The 16,606-nt window shown below is 63.5% G+C and carries 19 protein-coding genes; 5 read left to right on the plus strand and 14 right to left on the minus strand.

Annotation, left to right across the window (positions count from 1 at the left end):
• Positions 1 to 59 precede the first annotated feature (59 nt).
• The gene (locus ACP2YO_RS24295; protein ID WP_426433601.1) at positions 60 to 212 is read left to right on the plus strand and encodes a hypothetical protein; all 153 of its coding nucleotides are present in this window, start codon (positions 60 to 62) and stop codon (positions 210 to 212) included.
• 60 nt (positions 213 to 272) lie between these two features.
• On the opposite strand, the gene ACP2YO_RS24300 is transcribed toward ACP2YO_RS24295, so the two are convergent.
• The 4 genes from ACP2YO_RS24300 to pxpB all read right to left on the minus strand — a co-directional run bounded on the left by ACP2YO_RS24300 (position 273) and on the right by pxpB (position 3,418).
• Positions 273 to 683: a hypothetical protein gene (locus ACP2YO_RS24300; protein WP_426433603.1), complete on the minus strand. Its 411-nt coding sequence runs from the start codon at positions 681 to 683 to the stop codon at positions 273 to 275.
• A 159-nt stretch (positions 684 to 842) separates the two neighbouring features.
• On the minus strand, positions 843 to 1,616 hold the full coding sequence (locus tag ACP2YO_RS24305) for a LamB/YcsF family protein (RefSeq protein ID WP_426433605.1): 774 nt from the start codon (positions 1,614 to 1,616) through the stop codon (positions 843 to 845).
• A gap of 30 nt (positions 1,617 to 1,646) precedes the next feature.
• Positions 1,647 to 2,690, minus strand: a complete 1,044-nt coding sequence (locus tag ACP2YO_RS24310; RefSeq protein ID WP_426433607.1) for a biotin-dependent carboxyltransferase family protein — start codon at positions 2,688 to 2,690, stop codon at positions 1,647 to 1,649.
• The gene (gene pxpB / locus ACP2YO_RS24315) at positions 2,687 to 3,418 is read right to left on the minus strand and encodes a 5-oxoprolinase subunit PxpB (RefSeq protein ID WP_426433609.1); all 732 of its coding nucleotides are present in this window, start codon (positions 3,416 to 3,418) and stop codon (positions 2,687 to 2,689) included. Before pxpB ends, ACP2YO_RS24310 begins: the two co-directional genes overlap by 4 nt.
• 214 nt (positions 3,419 to 3,632) lie before the next feature.
• On the opposite strand from pxpB, the gene ACP2YO_RS24320 reads away from it, so the two are divergent.
• Positions 3,633 to 4,331 carry a ribonuclease activity regulator RraA gene (locus ACP2YO_RS24320; RefSeq protein WP_426433611.1) on the plus strand — a complete coding sequence of 233 codons (699 nt, stop codon included), beginning with the start codon at positions 3,633 to 3,635 and terminating at the stop codon, positions 4,329 to 4,331.
• A 38-nt stretch (positions 4,332 to 4,369) separates the two neighbouring features.
• Complete coding sequence (locus tag ACP2YO_RS24325) at positions 4,370 to 4,774, plus strand: (R)-mandelonitrile lyase (protein WP_426433613.1); 405 nt, start codon at positions 4,370 to 4,372, stop codon at positions 4,772 to 4,774.
• A gap of 53 nt (positions 4,775 to 4,827) precedes the next feature.
• On the opposite strand, the gene ACP2YO_RS24330 is transcribed toward ACP2YO_RS24325, so the two are convergent.
• The gene (locus tag ACP2YO_RS24330) at positions 4,828 to 5,658 is read right to left on the minus strand and encodes a DUF2147 domain-containing protein (RefSeq protein ID WP_426433615.1); all 831 of its coding nucleotides are present in this window, start codon (positions 5,656 to 5,658) and stop codon (positions 4,828 to 4,830) included.
• 186 nt (positions 5,659 to 5,844) lie between these two features.
• Entirely contained in the window at positions 5,845 to 6,633 is a 789-nt protein-coding gene (locus ACP2YO_RS24335; protein ID WP_426433617.1) for a transporter substrate-binding domain-containing protein, read from the minus strand.
• An 85-nt stretch (positions 6,634 to 6,718) separates the two neighbouring features.
• Here ACP2YO_RS24335 and ACP2YO_RS24340 point away from each other — a divergent pair, with 85 nt between their 5' ends.
• Complete coding sequence (locus ACP2YO_RS24340) at positions 6,719 to 7,243, plus strand: DUF1993 domain-containing protein (RefSeq protein ID WP_426433619.1); 525 nt, start codon at positions 6,719 to 6,721, stop codon at positions 7,241 to 7,243.
• Positions 7,244 to 7,246: 3 nt separating this feature from the next.
• Here ACP2YO_RS24340 and ACP2YO_RS24345 read toward each other — a convergent pair whose 3' ends face one another.
• The 7 genes from ACP2YO_RS24345 to ACP2YO_RS24375 all read right to left on the minus strand — a co-directional run bounded on the left by ACP2YO_RS24345 (position 7,247) and on the right by ACP2YO_RS24375 (position 14,787).
• The gene (locus tag ACP2YO_RS24345; protein WP_426433621.1) at positions 7,247 to 7,765 is read right to left on the minus strand and encodes a hypothetical protein; all 519 of its coding nucleotides are present in this window, start codon (positions 7,763 to 7,765) and stop codon (positions 7,247 to 7,249) included.
• A gap of 80 nt (positions 7,766 to 7,845) precedes the next feature.
• Positions 7,846 to 9,270: an amidase gene (locus tag ACP2YO_RS24350; RefSeq protein WP_426433623.1), complete on the minus strand. Its 1,425-nt coding sequence runs from the start codon at positions 9,268 to 9,270 to the stop codon at positions 7,846 to 7,848.
• Positions 9,271 to 9,339: 69 nt separating this feature from the next.
• Positions 9,340 to 10,329, minus strand: coding sequence for a hydroxyacid dehydrogenase (locus ACP2YO_RS24355; RefSeq protein ID WP_426433625.1), 990 nt, complete (start codon positions 10,327 to 10,329; stop codon positions 9,340 to 9,342).
• A 28-nt stretch (positions 10,330 to 10,357) separates the two neighbouring features.
• Complete coding sequence (locus ACP2YO_RS24360) at positions 10,358 to 11,458, minus strand: ABC transporter ATP-binding protein (RefSeq protein WP_426433627.1); 1,101 nt, start codon at positions 11,456 to 11,458, stop codon at positions 10,358 to 10,360.
• Between the two features lie 20 nt (positions 11,459 to 11,478).
• Entirely contained in the window at positions 11,479 to 12,390 is a 912-nt protein-coding gene (locus ACP2YO_RS24365; protein ID WP_426433629.1) for a carbohydrate ABC transporter permease, read from the minus strand.
• Positions 12,390 to 13,328, minus strand: coding sequence for a carbohydrate ABC transporter permease (locus ACP2YO_RS24370; RefSeq protein ID WP_426433631.1), 939 nt, complete (start codon positions 13,326 to 13,328; stop codon positions 12,390 to 12,392). Before ACP2YO_RS24370 ends, ACP2YO_RS24365 begins: the two co-directional genes overlap by 1 nt.
• A gap of 118 nt (positions 13,329 to 13,446) precedes the next feature.
• Entirely contained in the window at positions 13,447 to 14,787 is a 1,341-nt protein-coding gene (locus ACP2YO_RS24375; RefSeq protein WP_426433633.1) for an ABC transporter substrate-binding protein, read from the minus strand.
• 400 nt (positions 14,788 to 15,187) lie between these two features.
• Between ACP2YO_RS24375 and ACP2YO_RS24380 the strand changes: the two genes are divergently transcribed.
• The gene (locus tag ACP2YO_RS24380) at positions 15,188 to 15,934 is read left to right on the plus strand and encodes a Spy/CpxP family protein refolding chaperone (RefSeq protein ID WP_426443301.1); all 747 of its coding nucleotides are present in this window, start codon (positions 15,188 to 15,190) and stop codon (positions 15,932 to 15,934) included.
• Between the two features lie 267 nt (positions 15,935 to 16,201).
• Here the strand turns inward: ACP2YO_RS24380 and ACP2YO_RS24385 are convergent, their stop codons facing one another.
• The gene (locus tag ACP2YO_RS24385) at positions 16,202 to 16,603 is read right to left on the minus strand and encodes a VOC family protein (RefSeq protein WP_426433635.1); all 402 of its coding nucleotides are present in this window, start codon (positions 16,601 to 16,603) and stop codon (positions 16,202 to 16,204) included.
• Positions 16,604 to 16,606: the final 3 nt, after the last annotated feature.

Consider the following 16,606-nt stretch of genomic DNA (forward strand, 5'->3'; position numbering starts at 1 on the left):
TTGCATTCGAGCGCGAACAATATTCCATACGCCGTCTAATGGGGCGTTGGAGATCGACCATGCGCGAACTATCGGCGGAAGCCCGCCTGCACCTTTACGCGCGGAATCTTTCACGCAAGACCGGGACCAGGGTTCATACCGCCGCGCTCTACAGCGCTTTTGCGGTGATCGCGGCTATCGTGTTCGGCACGCTGTCCATCCACCCGTTCTGACATCAAAGACCGCGCCTGTGAGGGGGGCACGCTTCGCTTTGCCCACCCTACGCATTTTCCTCAGTACCCGTATCCATATCCATAGCTGTATCCACCACCACAGGTGTTGCAGGTCGGCCTGACCGGCGCATAGTAGGAATAGCCCGGCGAGACCACCTGCACGTGCTCCTGCGTGGCATATTGCGGCGCGATCCGCTCATAGGCGACGCCTTCGGGCGCGACCATGACGGTCCTCGGCACCATCACGGTGCGATATTGCGCCGGTGTGCGATGCGCGACGACGCGGCCCGGCGCCACCATCACGGTTTGCTGCACCGTGCGATATTGCGGCGGTACCGTCTGCACCTGGTAGCAGGTCGTGCAGGGCTGGGGAGGCGGCGAGTAGCAGCTGTAGCAGCCGGCGGAGGCTGCGCTGGTGAACGCGGCCGTGGCAATCGCGGCAATGGCAAGCGAGGTGGAGGTGCGGAACATGCTTTCGTACCCAATTTTCCAGAGAGGAACGTCAAGGCTCGGAAAGCTGCACCTAGCAATCAATCGGCAAGTTTGGGTTTAAGAAGACTCTTAACGGAATCTAAAGGGCCGGCAGCGCAGCCGGCCCTCCGTCATCAATCCGCTCAACGAACGTGCGGCTCAGTGCGCCGTCTTGAACGGCGCGACTGCGATGCCCGCATCCTTCAGCGCCTGGCGCAGTCCGCGCGCGATCTCGACCGCGCCGGGTGTGTCGCCATGGATGCAAACAGTATCGGTCTGCATCTTGATCACCTTGCCGGTGACGGACACGACAGCGCCGTCCTGCACCATCCGGACGACGCGGTCGGCGATCGCCTTGGGATCGTGCAGCACCGCGCCTTGTTTTTTGCGCGACACCAGATTGCCATCGTCCTCATAGGCGCGGTCGGCGAACACTTCATGCGCCATCCGCAGATTGGCGGCTTCGCCAGCGCGCACGAGCTTGGAATTGGCGAGCACCACGAAGATCAGGCTCGGATCGACCGCCTTGATCGCGCTGGCAATTGCCTTTGCAGTCATGTCGTCCTCGCAGGCGACGTTGGAGAGGGCACCATGCGCCTTCACATGCGTGACCTTGTGGCCGGCCGCGGTCGCGATCGCCTGCAGCGCGCCGATCTGATAGGCGACGAGGTTCTCGATCTCGGGTGATTTCAGTCCGGGCACCGGGCGGCGGCCAAAGCCGTGCAGGTCGCGATATCCGGGATGAGCGCCGACGCTGACGCCGCGCGCCTTCGCCAGCTCCACCGTGTGGCGCATGATGTCGGCATCGCCGGCGTGGTAGCCGCAGGCGACGTTGACCGAGGTCGCAAGCTCGATCATCGCGGCATCATTGCCCATTTCCCAGGGGCCGAAGCTTTCGCCGAGATCGCAATTGAGGTCGATGGTTGAGGTCATGACAACAGATCCGTTGTTGTTGATCTTGATCTAGCCGGATGTGGCTGCGGCAATCTGCCACGTCGCGGCGTCAGTGGCGCTGACCGCCTGGCCGGCAACGTTAGCATCTCTTAGCGCCTCGATGTTGAGGCCGAAATCCTCGATGCCGCGGAGACAATCGGGCAGGGAGCGCAACAACTCGCGGAACTTGTTTGCCTCCGCCTGCGCTTCCGCCATCGTCACCGCTTTGAAGCGGAACGACCGGCCGGCAGATATTTGGGCGAAGCGGCCGAAATCGGCCGATATCACGGTCGCGATCTTCGGGTAGCCGCCGCTGGTGCCGCGGTCCGGCATCAGCACGATCGGCTGGCCGTTGCCCGGCACCTGGATGCTGCCGTTCACCGTGCCGTCGGAGACGATGTTGTGGCCGTGCAGATGCTTTATCTGCGGACCTTCGAGGCGGTAGCCCATGCGGTCGCTGGTGGCCGAGATCTTCCATTCGCTGTCGACGAACAGCTTTTTGCTCTCGTCGGAGAACTCATCGTCCTGCGGACCGAACAGGACGCGGATTGGCGCCTCAGTGGCGGGCGGCAGTTCGATCCGGCGCTCGGCTGCGCCGCTTGTCGCTTGCGTCTGCAACTCGTCGCCGTTTTGCAGCGGCCGCGGATAGGGACTGCCGAGCCCGGCGCGGGCGTTGACGGCGAGACTGCCGAACGTCGGCTCGCCCTCGATGCCATTCTCGATCGCGAGATAGCTGAACGAGCCGCCTCGGGCGAAGCCGAGCGTGAGGGTTTCGCCGTCGGCGAGCGTCGCCGAGCTGTCGATGGCAACGGCGCGCCCGCCGACGTCGGCATTGCGGGGCGCGCCCGCGAGCGCCACGCGCACCGCGCCGCCACGCGCGGTAAAGGCGGCACCGAACGGACCGATCTCGACGGCTGCGGCGAACAGGTCATTTCCGACCAGCGTGTTGGCAGCCGCTAACGCCAGCCGGTCCATCGCGCCGCTCGGCGTCAGGCCGTAGCGCTGGGATCCAGGGCGCCCACCGTCTTGCACCGAACTCGCAGGGCCGATCGAGGCGACGACGAGCTTGCTCATGGCGTCACCAGTTCGGCGACGAACTCGCCGGCCTCGGCCGCGCGGTCCTGGTCCGCGAAGGTCTTGGCGTCGACCGCCGCGAAGGTGATGGCGTCGCCCGGCTCCAGCAGGAAGGTCGGGTCGCGATGCAGCTGGTAGGTTCTGACCGGTGTGCGGCCGAGCAAATGCCAGCCGCTGGGGCCGGCGAGGCATTGCACGCCAGTCTGAATACCACCGATCGAGATGGTGCCGGCCGGCGTGAGGAGCCGCGGATCCTGACGGCGCGGCATGTGCAGGAATTTCTCCAGTCCGCTGAGATAGGACCAGCCGGGCGTAAAGCCGATCATGGCGACGCGATAGTCGCCGGCGACATGGCGCGCGACGATGTCGTCGGGTGTGGTCTGAAGCGTCTTCGCCACGTCCTCGAGATCGATGCCATGCTCGCCGCCATAGGCAACCGGAATGCGCCAGCGCCGCGTGCCGGCCGCGGTCGGCAGCGCCCTTTCGGCGAGCGTCAGCAGCTGCTCGCCAAGCGCGTCGAAATCGATCTGCACGGGATCATAATGGACCAGCAGTGACCGATAGGTCGGCACCGTCTCGGTGACGCCAGCGATCGGCTCGGCGGCAATGAGGCGGTCGAGCGCCAGCACCCGCCGATTGGCGGCCTCGTCGATGGTGCGGCTGAATTCCACCGTGATGGCACTGTCGCCACTCGGCAAAAGGCGGGGAGGGCTTAAGGTTTCGGGCATCGGATTGAGTGGACTCTTGGTGCATCAAGCTAGCGTGTTTCGGCGCCAGTTGGAATTCGCTTCGTGCAAAATGATGTAGCAACTTCAATAAATTAATCGGCATACCGGCGATAAGAACTGATGATCGCAGAATTCGCCCCCAGCCCTTGACGCGGGGGCGTTGCCCCGCAAGATGCGCCCGGTCTCATTCCTCCTACCGGAGCCACCCTCCCAGATGTCCCTGTCCGCCGAAGCGATCGCGACGCTGTCGCACGTATCCACCGCCACCATCACCACGGTCCTGCTCAAGAAGGGACTGCGTAACGTCTGGATGCGCGGCACCAAGCCGCTGAGGCCGGGGCAGAAGCGGCTGGTCGGGCCTGCCTTCACACTGCGCTTCGTGCCGGCGCGCGAGGATCTGGCAACGCCGGAATCCTGGTCGTCGCCGATCTCGACCCGCACCGCAATTGAGGCCATGCCCGAAGGCTGTATCGCCGTGGTCGATGCCATGGGGATCACTGATGCCGGCATTTTCGGCGACATCCTCTGCGCGCGCATGGTCAAGCGCGGGGTGCAGGCGCTGATCACCGACGGCGTCGTGCGCGACGTCGAAGGCGTGCTCGGAACTGGATTGCCGGTGTGGTGCGACGGCTATGCCGCTCCGCCGTCGGTCGCGGGGCTGACCTTTGTCGGCTGGGGTGAACCGATCGGCTGCGGCGGCGTGGCGGTGTTTCCCAACGATGTTGTGGTGGCCGATCAGGACGGCGCGGTGCTGATCCCGCAGGCCTTCGTCGACTTGATCCTGGCGGAAGGGCCGGAGCAGGAACGGATGGAAGCCTGGATCGTCAACGAAGTGAACAATGGGGCCCAATTGCCCGGTCTCTATCCGATGAACGCCGAGACCAAGGCGCGCTACGCTGCGAGCAAGAAATAACTTTACAAGAAATAACTTCAAAAGAGCGAGGTAAGCCCATGGATATCCACGTTGCCGGCTCGCGGCCGACCCGCCGCGCGCCGAAGGAGAACTTCACCGGCACGGTGTTGCAGGACCCGATCAACATGGCGCCGGCGCCGGCGCGGTTGAACTGCTCGCGCGTCTCGTTCGAGCCCGGCGCGCGCACCGCCTGGCACACCCATCCGCTCGGCCAGACGCTCTATGTGATCTCAGGCATCGGCCGCGTGCAGGCCAAGGGCGGTCCGATCAGGGAGATTCGCCCCGGCGACGTGGTCTGGATCCCGCCGAACGAAAAGCACTGGCACGGCGCGTCCCCGGGCAACAGCATGACCCACATCGCCATGCAGGAAGCGCTCGACGGCGAGTTTTCGACCTGGATGGAGCACGTCACCGACGAGGAATACGGCGGCAAGCTCGGCTGAGAAGTCTATAGCCCCGTTGGCTCGGCTCCATCCGGGCTACGAATTCGCGTCACTCAGTTTGACCGCGTCCAGGTCTGGCCGCCGCAGAACATGCCGCCGAACGCGCAGCCTTGGACACGCAGCGTGTCGGAGCCTTTCAGCGCGATCGTGGAATCGTAGGTGCTGCCGGTGTTCGGATCGAGGATCCGGCCGCTCCATTTTTCCTTGGCGGGCTTCATGTTGATCAGGACCTGTTCGCCGTTCTCGTTCGACTTCTTGTCGACGGCGTAGCCGCAGAGATTGGCGCCGCATTGCTCGATACGGACCCTGCCTTCCTTCTCTTCGGTCAGCCAGACGCCCAGCGGTGAATTCGCGGCCTGAACCGGGTTCGGAGCCGGCACGGGTGCGGCAGCCGGAGGCGGAATGGCGGCAACGGCCGCCGGTGCCGTTGGTACGGCTCGCTGCTGCACCAGCGGGGGCTCGGGCGGAGGCGGCGCGGTCGCTGCGGTGTCGGACGGTGCTACCGCCACAGTCGTGTTGACGGGCTCTGTTGCGGCCACCGGGGGCGGAGCAGCGGGAAGCGGCGGAGCTGGCGGGACGGCAGCCTGATCGGCCGGAGTTGGAGCGGCCGCAGGCGATGTCGTCGCCGCAGGGGCTGCGCTCGGTGCCGCCTGCGGATCGGTCTTGGCTTCCTGCGCGGCGGCCGGCTTACGCTTCCGCTCGGCATCTTCGCCCCTGGCGCGCCTGTTGCGGTGGCCGCTATTGTCGTAGACGCCGGGGATCGACACTGTTCCGCGATCGGGATCGATCCGGATGGTGCGACCGCCATAATCGAAGCTGTATTGCGCCTGCGCAGCGGCCGTGCTCGCCAGCAAAAGCGCAGCGATAGCCAGAAGCTTCTTCATCTCGACCTCCAGTGCAGGGAATCCCGACCCCAAACTATCCGGCGGCGGCCTTGCGGAACGTGACCTAAGTCACTTTCAAATCATAAGTCGTGGAGTAGCGGCTTTGGTTCAATGACTGCATCGCAGTCTAGTTTCGGTCCGGGACGCGGTCAATTTTCCGCCTCAAGACAGCGCACTTGCCACCGCCTATTCAAACCACGCAGCGTAGATCTTCCTGTAGGTGCCGTCCTCCATCGAGATGTGCAGCCATTCATCGACGAAGGCCTTCAGCGCCACGTCGCGCTGCATCCAATAGGCCTTTTCCGCGAAGTCGAACGGCGTGTCGGGGTGCATCGCGCAGAGCACGCCGGGATGCAGCTTCTGCTGGAAGCGCGTCTCGGAGGCGTCGGTCATCATCAGGTCAGCGTCGCCCTTGGCGATCTCGTCGAAGATCTTGGTGTTGTCGTTGAACACGCGGATATCAGCGCTCTTGACGTTGGCGCGGGCGAAGCGCTCGTTGGTGCCGCCGGGATTGACGATGATGCGGATGCCCGGTCTGTCGATCTCGGCGATGGTGTCGTACTTGCCCTTGTCGGTGCAGCGCGCGATCGGCGTCTTGCCCTCGCGCATGATCGGCGTCGAGAACAGACCCTTCTTCTGCCGGTCGAAGGTGATGGAGACGCCGCCCATCGCGATGTCAAAATCGTCGGCCTCGAAATCCTTCATCATTTGCGGCCAGGCCGTCAGCACGAACTCGACCTTGACGCCGAGCGCCTTGCCGAGCGCCTGTGCCATGTCGACATCGAAACCACGAAACGTCCTGGTCTCCTTGTCGAGAGAGGTGAAGGGCAAATAGTCGCCGGTCATACCGACGCGCAGCGTGCCGCGCTTGACGATCTCGTCGAGCCGCGATGGGGCCTGGGTCATTTGGGCCTCCTGGGCATGCGCCGAAGACACCAGTAGTGCCAAAGCAAGGCCAGCCAATGCGCGAAACATGAACTTCTCCGTCAATTCCGATGACATGTCGTTGCCGAGCATTTAGACCGGATGATGCATTTGTGCCAGCACACCGGGAGCCGAAGTGACCATCACACTCCATGACGCGTCCGTCGGCGTCTATGTGCCGTATCTGCGCAATCTTTCGGGGTTGCTCGATCACGCAGACGCCCATGCACGGTCTCGCAAGATCGATCCGGAGGTGCTGCTTGCGATGCGGCTCGCACCGAATATGTACAGCCTTCGCCAGCAGATCGGAGAGGCCAATCGGCATGTCGTCCTCAGTTGTGCGCTGCTGGCCGGTTGCGCGCCGATGGCATTGCCGGGAGCCGAAGCTGACCTCGCCGGGCTGAAGTCTCGGATCTCGGCCACGATCGATTTCGCTCAGGGTCTGCCGCGGGCTACGATCGATGCGGCTGCCGACAGGGAGGTCGTGTTCACGTTCCGCAGCGGGGTCACCAGGTCCTTCACCGGCCAGTCGCTGATCCTGACCTTCAGCGTGCCGCAGTTCTTCTTCCACGTCGCAACCGCCTACGACATTCTGCGCCATGCCGGTGTCGATCTCGCGAAGAAGGACTTTCTGGGTCCGCCTCGGACCCCGCAGGCTTGAATATCAGGTCTCGCCGCCATCCTTCGGCGCGAGGCTGGCGATGGCGGTACGGCTGATCATCTCGAGCTTGAAATGCTCGAAGCGCTGCCGCGCCTCGGCCTCGCGATCGTCGACGAACCTGATCGCGGCGTCGCCGTCCATCGGGCCGTTGACGAGTGGGGTCGATCGCTCGCCGACGGTCTCGTCGACGTAATAGCGGCCGCCATTTTCGCGCACCGTCCATCGGAAGCGCAGCGCTGCCATCGGGCCGGGACCGGCCTTGGAATAGCCGTTGGCCTCGATCGACTGGATCGGCGGCGGTTCGTTCTGCTCCGGCTCGACGTACTCCGGTTCGGCATGCTCCGCTTCGATCCGCTCCGCCTCGATCGACTGCGGCAAAGGCGGCGGCATTGCCACCGGTGGCTGCTCTATTGGGGCAGTTGTCTTGTCCGCGATCTTGGCCGGTTCGGGCGGCGAAGTCGTTTGATCGAGAATGCTTGCGATCGCGGCGAGCGCGTTGTCGGTCGGGTCGTTTTGACTCACGGTTCGATCTCCAGGCAGGACGCCAACCGGTGGCGTCGATACAACTCCCTATGTACCTGATGTAGCTGCAGTTTGTCAGCCTATCCGCAGACCGGCGGGCGTTTGTCTTTCCAGGGGCGGACCTGCTCGAGCTGGCCGGCGAGGCGGAACAGGAGCCCTTCTTCGCCGAGCTTGGCCGCAAACATCATCCCAAGCGGCAGTCCGGCCTTATTCCAGGCCAGCGGCACCGACATCGCCGGCTGGCCCGACATGTTGAACATCGAGGTGCCCGGCATGTAGCGGCGCAGGGTCGGCGCGATATGGCTCAGATCCTCGGACATGGTGTTCAGCTCGCCGATGCGAAGTGGCGGCGCGCACAGTGTCGGGCTGAGGAAGATGTCGCAGCCTTCGAAGAAGGTCGCAAGCCCGCGCGAAATCTGGAATGCAGCGAGCTGCGCGGCGACATAATCCGCCGGCGTCAGTTTGAGCGAATTCTCTGCGCTCGCCAGCGTCAGGCGCTCGATGTCATCCGATGTCAGCGTGCGGCCGAAACGCTGTTGGAGCAATCGCACTGTCAAGGCCGTGTTGCCGCCGACGATCGTCGTCATCAGCGGAGCTGGATCCGCCGCAAGCGGTGGCGCGCGCTCCGCGACATGGTGGCCGAGATCAGCCAGAAGCTTGGCGATGTCGCGGACCGCTTCGGCGATCTCGGGATCGATAGCATCGCCATAGGGCGACTTCTCGGTGAAGCAGATGCGCAGCTTGCCGGGATCGCGGCCGACTTCCTGCGAGAATGGCCGATCCGGCGGCGGCGCGACATAGGGGCTCGACGGCTCCGCGCCATGGATCGCGTCCATCATCACGGCGCTGTCGCGGACGCTGATGCTCAGGACGTGACCGACCGAGAAGCCGCCCCAGCCTTCGCCGCGATCGGGGCCGAGCGGGTTGCGCGCGCGGGTCGGCTTCATGCCGAATACGCCGGAGGCCGATGCCGGGATGCGGATCGAACCGCCGCCATCGCTCGCGTGCGCGACGGGGAGAATGCGCGCGGCGACCGCTGCTCCGGCACCGCCGGACGAGCCGCCCGACGAATGCTCGAGATTCCAGGGATTGCGCGTCGGGCCGAACAGGCGGGATTCCGTCGTCGGCATCAATCCGAATTCCGGGCTTGCGCTCTTGCCGAAGATCGTCAGGCCGGCGTCGAGGAAGCGCTGGGCCAGCGTGCCGTTGTGATCGGCCACGAAGTCCTTCAGCAGGGTTGCACCCGACGTGGTGCGCGTGCCCGCGAGCAGGTCGAGGTCCTTGAGCAGGAACGGCACGCCGGTGAAGGGGCCGTCGGGCAAGCCCTTATCGATCTGCCGCTCAGCATAATCGTAGTGCTTGACGACAACAGCGTTGAGCGGTGGGTCGACCTTCGCCGTGCGGGCGATGGCCTCGTCGAGCAGCTCTTTCGCCGTCACGTCTTTCTTGCGGACGAGCTCGGCGAGACCGACAGCATCATAATTGCCGAATTCCTTGAAACCCATGTCCATGCTCCGCGGCGCCGGGCCGCCGACTGAAGGATCGGTCCCGGCGTGAATGAAAGGCCGAAAAGATCAGCCGAGAATGTCCTGGTTGATCACGTTCTGGCGCAACGGATCGCCGTCCAGCACGCTCAGGATATTGCGGGCGGTCTGTTCGCTCATCCGATTGACCGCCTCGACCGTGACGCCCGCGACATGCGGCGCCATGATCACGTTCGGCAAGCCGTGCAAGGGCTGACCAACCGGCGGCGGCTCGACTTCGAAGACGTCGAGGCCGGCGCCGGCGAGATTGCCCGACACCAGCGCGTCGTGCAGCGCCTTTTCGTCGACGATGCCGCCGCGCGCGGTGTTGATGAGATAGGCGGTCGGCTTCATGCGCTTCAGACGCGCCGCGTTGAAAAGGCCGACGGTTTCAGGTGTCTTCGGACAATGGATGGTGACGAAATCCGCGCGCGACAGCGCGGCGTCGAGGTCCGGCACCGCTTCGCAGCCGGCCGCGGTGATCTCGCTGGCCGGCTTGTAGGGATCGTACACCAGCACCTGCATTTCCATCGCGAGGCAGCGCTTGGCGGTGCGCGTGCCGATCCGCCCAAAGCCCACGATCAGCACCGTTTTGCCGTAGAGGTCGAACGGCAGCACGCCGAGCCGGCTTGCCCAGGTGCCTTCCTTCACCATCGCGTGCATTTCCTGCGCGCGCTTGGCCAGTGTCAGCATCATGAACAGCGCCTGTTCGGCAACCGACGGAGAGTTCGCGGTGCCCGCGACCATCAAGGGCACCTTGCGGCGGGACAACGCAGGCACGTCGACCGCGTCGTAACCGACGCCGATCCGCGTCACCACCTTCATGTCCTTGGACGCCTCGAGCTCCGGCTCGCCGAAGCGGGTTGCGCCGAGCGCCACACCATGGACCGGGGCATGCTGCTCCAGCATGGCCTGAAAGTCCTTGGCCGAGATCATGTTGGGAAATTCGACGAGATCGATATCTTCGCGTTCGTTGAGGAGAGCCCGTGCCCCCGGAGAGAATGTCTGGGTGATGAAGACCTTCTTTTTGTTGGTAGCCATTTCCTGCCCTTGAGGTTCTTGTCCGCCGTCAAAGGACGGCACCGGTCACCTCGTTTAGCAAATGCATATTGTTGAGGTCCACAGCCATTCGGAGCGGGGCGCCATCCCGTGCGCCGGCATTTGGGTTGACCCGCCCGCAGATCTGGGTGCCTTCGAGGGTGGAATAGACCAGCGTCTCCATGCCCATCGGCTCGGTGACGTCGAGAACGGCGTCGAACGGCTCCACGCCCGGCTCGGCGTGCGGTTTGGACTCGGCAATGTGTTCGGGCCGGATCCCCAGCAGCAACTTGTCGGTGCGCGGTACGGCCTGGTAGCGCGCTGCACGCTGGGGCGGCAGCGGGAAGGCGATGCGGTCCGTCAGCCTTACATGCAGCCTGCCTGCGGTATCCTCGAGGCGGCACGGCAGGAAATTCATCGCGGGCGAGCCGATGAAGCTTGCGACGAACCGGGTCGCCGGATTGTGATAGAGATCGTTGGGCGTGCCGATCTGCTCGATGCGGCCGTGGTTCATCACCACCACGCGGTCGGCCAGCGTCATCGCCTCGACCTGGTCGTGGGTGACGTAGACGGTCGTGGTGCGGACCTTCTGGTGCACCTTCTTGATCTCGATCCGCATCTGCACGCGCAGCTTGGCGTCGAGGTTCGAAAGCGGCTCGTCGAACAGGAACACCTTCGGATTGCGCACGATGGCGCGGCCCATCGCGACGCGTTGGCGCTGGCCGCCCGAGAGCTGTTTCGGCTTGCGATCGACCAGCTCGGTGATGTCGAGCATGCGGGCCGCTTCGGCCACCCGGCTCTTGATCTCGGCCTTCGGATAGTGCTTCAGGCGCAGCCCGAACGACATGTTCTCGGCGACGGTCATATGCGGGTAGAGCGCGTAATTCTGGAACACCATCGCGATGTCGCGATCCTTGGGCGGGACATCGTTGACGACGTCGCCGCCGATCATGATGTCGCCATCCGAAATGTCCTCGAGCCCTGCGATCATCCGCAGCGTCGTCGACTTGCCGCAGCCGGATGGTCCGACCAGCACCACGAACTCATGGTCGGCGATGTCGAGGTCGATGCCGCGCACCGCCTCGACGTCGTCGTAACGTTTCACCACCTTGCGCAACGTAACGTCAGCCATGAATCCTACCTTTGTTGCGTTCAACCCTTTGTCGCACCGGCGGTCAGGCCGGCAATGTAATAGTCCATCAGGAAGGCGTAGATGATCAGCGGCGGCGCCGCGCCGAGCAGGGCGCCGGTCATGATCTGGCCCCAGTTGAACACGTCGCCCTTGATCAGCGTCGTGGTGATGCCGACCGGCAGCACCAGCTGATCGGTCGAGGTCGTGAACACCAGCGGATAGAGGTATTGGGCCCAGGAGACCGTGAAGGCGAAGATCGTCGCGGCGATCAGGCCGGGAAGTGCGACCGGGATGAAGATCCGCGTCAGCGTCTGGAACCAGCTCGCGCCGTCGATAATCGCGGCCTCGTCGAGCTCCTTCGGGATCGAAGCGAAATAGCCGATCATGATCCAGGTGCAGAACGGCACCGTCAGTGTCGGATAGATGAACAGCAGCACGTACCAGCGGTTGATGAGCTGGATGCCGGTCCAGTCGCTGAAGGTTGCGAACATCTTGAACAGCGGCAGGAACAGCAGCGTGTCCGGGATCAGGTAGGTCAGGAACACGCCGGTCGCCAGCGTCGCCGAGCCCCAGAATTTCATCCGTGCCAGCGCGAACGCCGCCGGCACACTGATCAGCATCGTGATCGTCACCACGATGATCGAGACCCAGGCCGAATTCCAGAAGAAGCGCAGGAACTGGTTCGACGTCAGCAACTCGACGTAGTTCTCTAACGTCGGGTGATAGATCCACCACGGATTGGTGGCCGCCGAGATCTCCGCGCTACCCTTCAGCGACGTGATCAGCATGTAGAGCGGCGGTGTCAGCGAGAACACCGCAAACAGCGCCAGGAAGAAATACGACCAGCGCAGCGCCCAGGCGCGATCGCGGCTCATGCTGCCGTATTTGACCTTGCGCGTCGGTCCAGCCTTGTCGATCGCCATCGTGCTCATCAGGCTTCATTCCCCCGTTTGGAGATATCGCGCAGGATGAAGACCGCCGCGACTGCGAGAATGGGGAACATGAACAGCGAGACGCTGGCGCCGAGCGGAATGTCGCTGCTTTCAATGCCGACCCGGAACGCCCAGGTGGCAAACAGATGGGTATGATCGAGCGGGCCGCCGTTGGTGAGGATCCGCGTGATGTCGAAATTGGCGAAGGTGACGATCAGCGAGAACAGCGTGGTGATCGCGATGATGTTGCGCATCATCGGCAGCGTCACGTACCAGATGCGCTGCCACCAGTTGGCGCCGTCGATCGCGGCCGCCTCATAGAGCTGCTCGGGGACCGATTTCAGCGCCGCCAGATACATGATCATGAAGAACGGTGCGCCGTACCAGACATTGACGAGAATGACCGAGAAGCGCGCCCAATTGGCTTCGCCGAGCCACGGGATCGGGCCGATACCGAAGTAGCTCAGCGTATAGTTGAAGGCGCTGTAGGACGGGTCGAACAGCCACAGCCAGGCCAGCGTGCTCATCGCCGGCGGAATCACCCATGGCACCAGCAGCATGCCGCGCCATTTCCGCTGTTTCTTGGCCGGGACGTTATGAACGAAATGCGCGACGACAAAGCCGATCAGCGCTTTGAATATGACGGCCGATATCGCGAAGATGCAGGACTGCTTGACCACCAGCCAGAACGTCTCGCGCTTGAACAGGAACTCGAAATTGCCAAGGCCGACAAACCTCACCATCGATTTGTTCAGCGTTGCCAGATGCAGCGAGTAAAAGGCGGGGTAGATCACAAAGACGACGATCAGCACGATCAGCGGCAGCGCCATCAGGAACGCGGTCGTCGACTTGCGTTTCATAGCGTTGCGCAAACTGGAGCGCTTGCGCGGAGCGAGGCTTGCCGCAGCAGGGGTCGGCTGGAAGGTCACATCAACCATGACGCTGTGTCCTCGCGCGGGTTGGCTGAACGGGCCGCCCGTCAGTGGGCAGCCGGAATGCGAAGGCAGGAGGCTCCGCGCGGTCATCCAAGCGTGGCCGCGCGGGGCCCTGGTTTCGTCAGCTTCGCATGAAGCCTTCGCACTCGCCCTCAGCCCAGGCGAGCGTGTTCTCCAGTGTCTCACCCTGATAGTATTTGAGACACATCTTGGTCAGCGTGGCTTGGAAGTAGATCTGCTGGGCGATCTTCGGCGGCGCCGGTGATGCGGCAATCGACAGCGTCTGGTGATTATAGGGATTCGGATAGTGGTACAGCGTCCCCTTGGGCGGCGCTTGCTCCTGCCAGATCTTCAGCGTGGTGAGGTTCGCAAACGCCGGGAGATCGTAGCCGCCGCTGGCGTTGACCAGCCGCTCGATCGACGCGGGTTGCGACAGGTGCGTGAGCAGGCTCTTTGCCGCTTCCTTGTTCTTGGAGAAACTCCAGAGCGTCAGGAAATAGGGCAGGAACGGCGCGAAACGTCCCTTCGGGCCAGCCGGGAAGCCGTGGGTCCAGCACTGCTCGGCGATCTGCGGCGCGTCGCGCTTGGCAACGGCCCATGCGCTCGGCGGGTTCATGATCATCGAGCCCTTGCCGGACACCAGCCATTTGTTGTTGGAGGTGTCATCCCACGCCGAGACGTCGGGTGGCAGAAAGGCAATAAGTTTTTTGTAGAACTCAAGCGCCTGACGCACCGCGTCGGTCTTGACGTTCACATTGCCCTTGGCGTCGACGAGCTCGGCACCGAACGACTGGAAGATCGCGCCTGCCGTATCGACGTTGTCGCTGGTCAGGCCCAGCCCGATGCCGAACGGGAAGCCGCCCTTGTGGCAGGCCTCGGCCGCTTTCAGGAAGGTGTCCAGCGTCCAGTTATCCGCTTTCGGCGGGCTTCCGGCCGGATACATCTCCTGCACGTCGATGTTGGCGTACTTCTTCATCAGGTCGATACGCGAGCAGGGGCCCTTGATCTGGCTGCCCAGGCAGGTCGGAACCCCGAGCCATTTGCCGTCCAACTGGCCGAGATACTTCACTGTCCCGTTGACTTCGCCGTTCTGCTTGATGAGCGGCTCCATGACATCGTTGAGCGGTTCGAGCAGATCGGAGTTGGAGTGCGGCCACCACGTCGGCATCGCAAAGATGTCATGGCCGGTTTTCGCCTGGCCCTCCGCGGCAATGGTGACGAGGTTCTTGTCGCCGACGCTCGTGATGTAATCGATCTGGACCTCGACCTTTTCCTTCTCGGCCCATTCCCCGACGAGAGCCTTCGAGGCGTCGTTCGCGCCGGGCACCCAGTGATCCCAGAAGCCGATCGACAGCTTTCCGGCAGCGTAGGCACCACGCACATACGGAGCGGTGATGAGCGCGGCCGATGACAGCGCCGTTGCAGCAACAAATTGTCGTCGTGAAAGCTTCCTCCGTGACATGGCGTTCCCTCCCTGGTGAGCCAACGGACAAAAGACTATGGAAATCCCGATGTTATGTTTTTGTGCGTCGCGTTTTCGCGGCAGCGTGAGATTTCATTGTTGCCGATCAGAACAGAATTGCCGGCGTCTGTCGAGAAACCAGATGCTTACGCACCTAGAACTAACGTTGTGGTCAAATCTCGGGCAGCGCGTTTCGTGCGATCCTGCCTTCCGGCGATCTGCAAACATCTTTTGTGACTATGCTGCGTTGCACGCTTGCGACGGGGTGAACTCCCATCGCGCGGACTGCGCGGTTGAGCCGCAGGATGGAAACGATAAAGTCCTGTTACGTCGACGCGTATCCTCGCCCCGCATGGACTCAACTAAACTCAAAACCACCATCGATCATGGAGATCCGATAATGCCCAGCCCGGTAGCGAAGATGCGTGTGCGGTGGAAACTGTGCGTCGCGCTTGGGGCGGCCGCCATCATGCTGCTCGCCGTGCCCCATATCGTCGATGCGCAAATCGTGCAGGGTGTCCAGAACGGGGCACGTGAGGGCAACAAGGCGGCCGGACCGGTCGGCGGTGTCTTGGGCGGCGCCATCGGCGGTGTGGTCGGGGTGGTGACCGGCGTGACAGGTGTGTTCACCGGCAACAACGCCAACCCCAATGCTGCCAACGGCAAGAATCCGCCGTCCCAGCCGGGTGCGCCGGGTGACAAGCAGGGCGCCAAGGGCACCAAGTCGGCCAAAGCCAAGGACAAGGGTGGAAAGCAGGCCGCCGTCCTGACCCAGGAGGGGGCGCCGCAGTTGACGGCCGAGCAGATCGTCGCCAACAGCGACGGCAATATCGAGCGGATCAAGAAGGAGCTGAACCTGACGCCGGATCAGGAGAAGCAGTGGGCCGGTTTCAACAGCGCGATGCACTATCTCGGCCACAACGGCGCCGACCGCCTCAACCTGCGCATCGCGCGTGCCCAGCGCGATCCGCCCGACGACATCATCGAGCAGATGCGCAATGAGGCCCAATTCCTCAACGACCGCGCGGTTGATCAGCGCAACGTCGCCGACGCGGCGGAGCCGTTGTATGCGAGCCTCGACGACAAGCAGAAACAAATCTTCATCAATGAAATGGTCCACCTCAGCCACGAACGCGGGCTCGATTGACGATCCATCGGCGGCGAAGTGGGGACGAATAGCCGGGCCGCCTGGCCCTGGGGTAGGTTAAAGGCGCGGCACCCGGCTATTCTGCCGCAGCGGCGCGGCCCGGCCAATTCGTCATTCAATGTTGAAGAAAAGCGGACCGGATCGCGCCCGAGTGATGGCCGAGTCGAGGCCTTGTCGGGAACCCGGTGACGCGGGCGGCGCACGCTGATCGATCGGCGCTGGGCCGTCCGATCCGTCGCGCGAACGCCGTGTCCCAGCGATGGCCGTTCAGGTCTTCGAAAAGTTCAACTCCACGCCGACGCCATCGGGGTCATAGAGGAATATCTGGATATCGCCGGTGCGCGGCACGATCTGCTCACGGAATTTGACGTGCCTCGCCTGTAGCCGCTTGCGCAGGCCATCGACGTCGGTGGCGGCGAAGGCGATATGGTCGAGGCGGCCGGTGTCCTCATATTTCTTCTCGGTGCCGCGCACCACGATGCCGTCGCGCGGCTTGCGGGTGCCCATCAGATGGACGGTCGCCTGGCCTCCCGAGTAGAGCCAGTAGCCGGGGAAATCGAGCGGCGGGCGATCGCCATTCTCGAGCCCGAGCACGTCGCAATAGAACTCCCTGGTCTTCTCGAGATCCTGTGGCTCGATGGTGAAATGCTGCAGTCCGCCCAATGGCATGGT

Origin of the sequence: Bradyrhizobium genosp. P, from assembly GCF_049949265.1 — a bacterium.
Classification (GTDB): Bacteria; Pseudomonadota; Alphaproteobacteria; order Rhizobiales; family Xanthobacteraceae; genus Bradyrhizobium.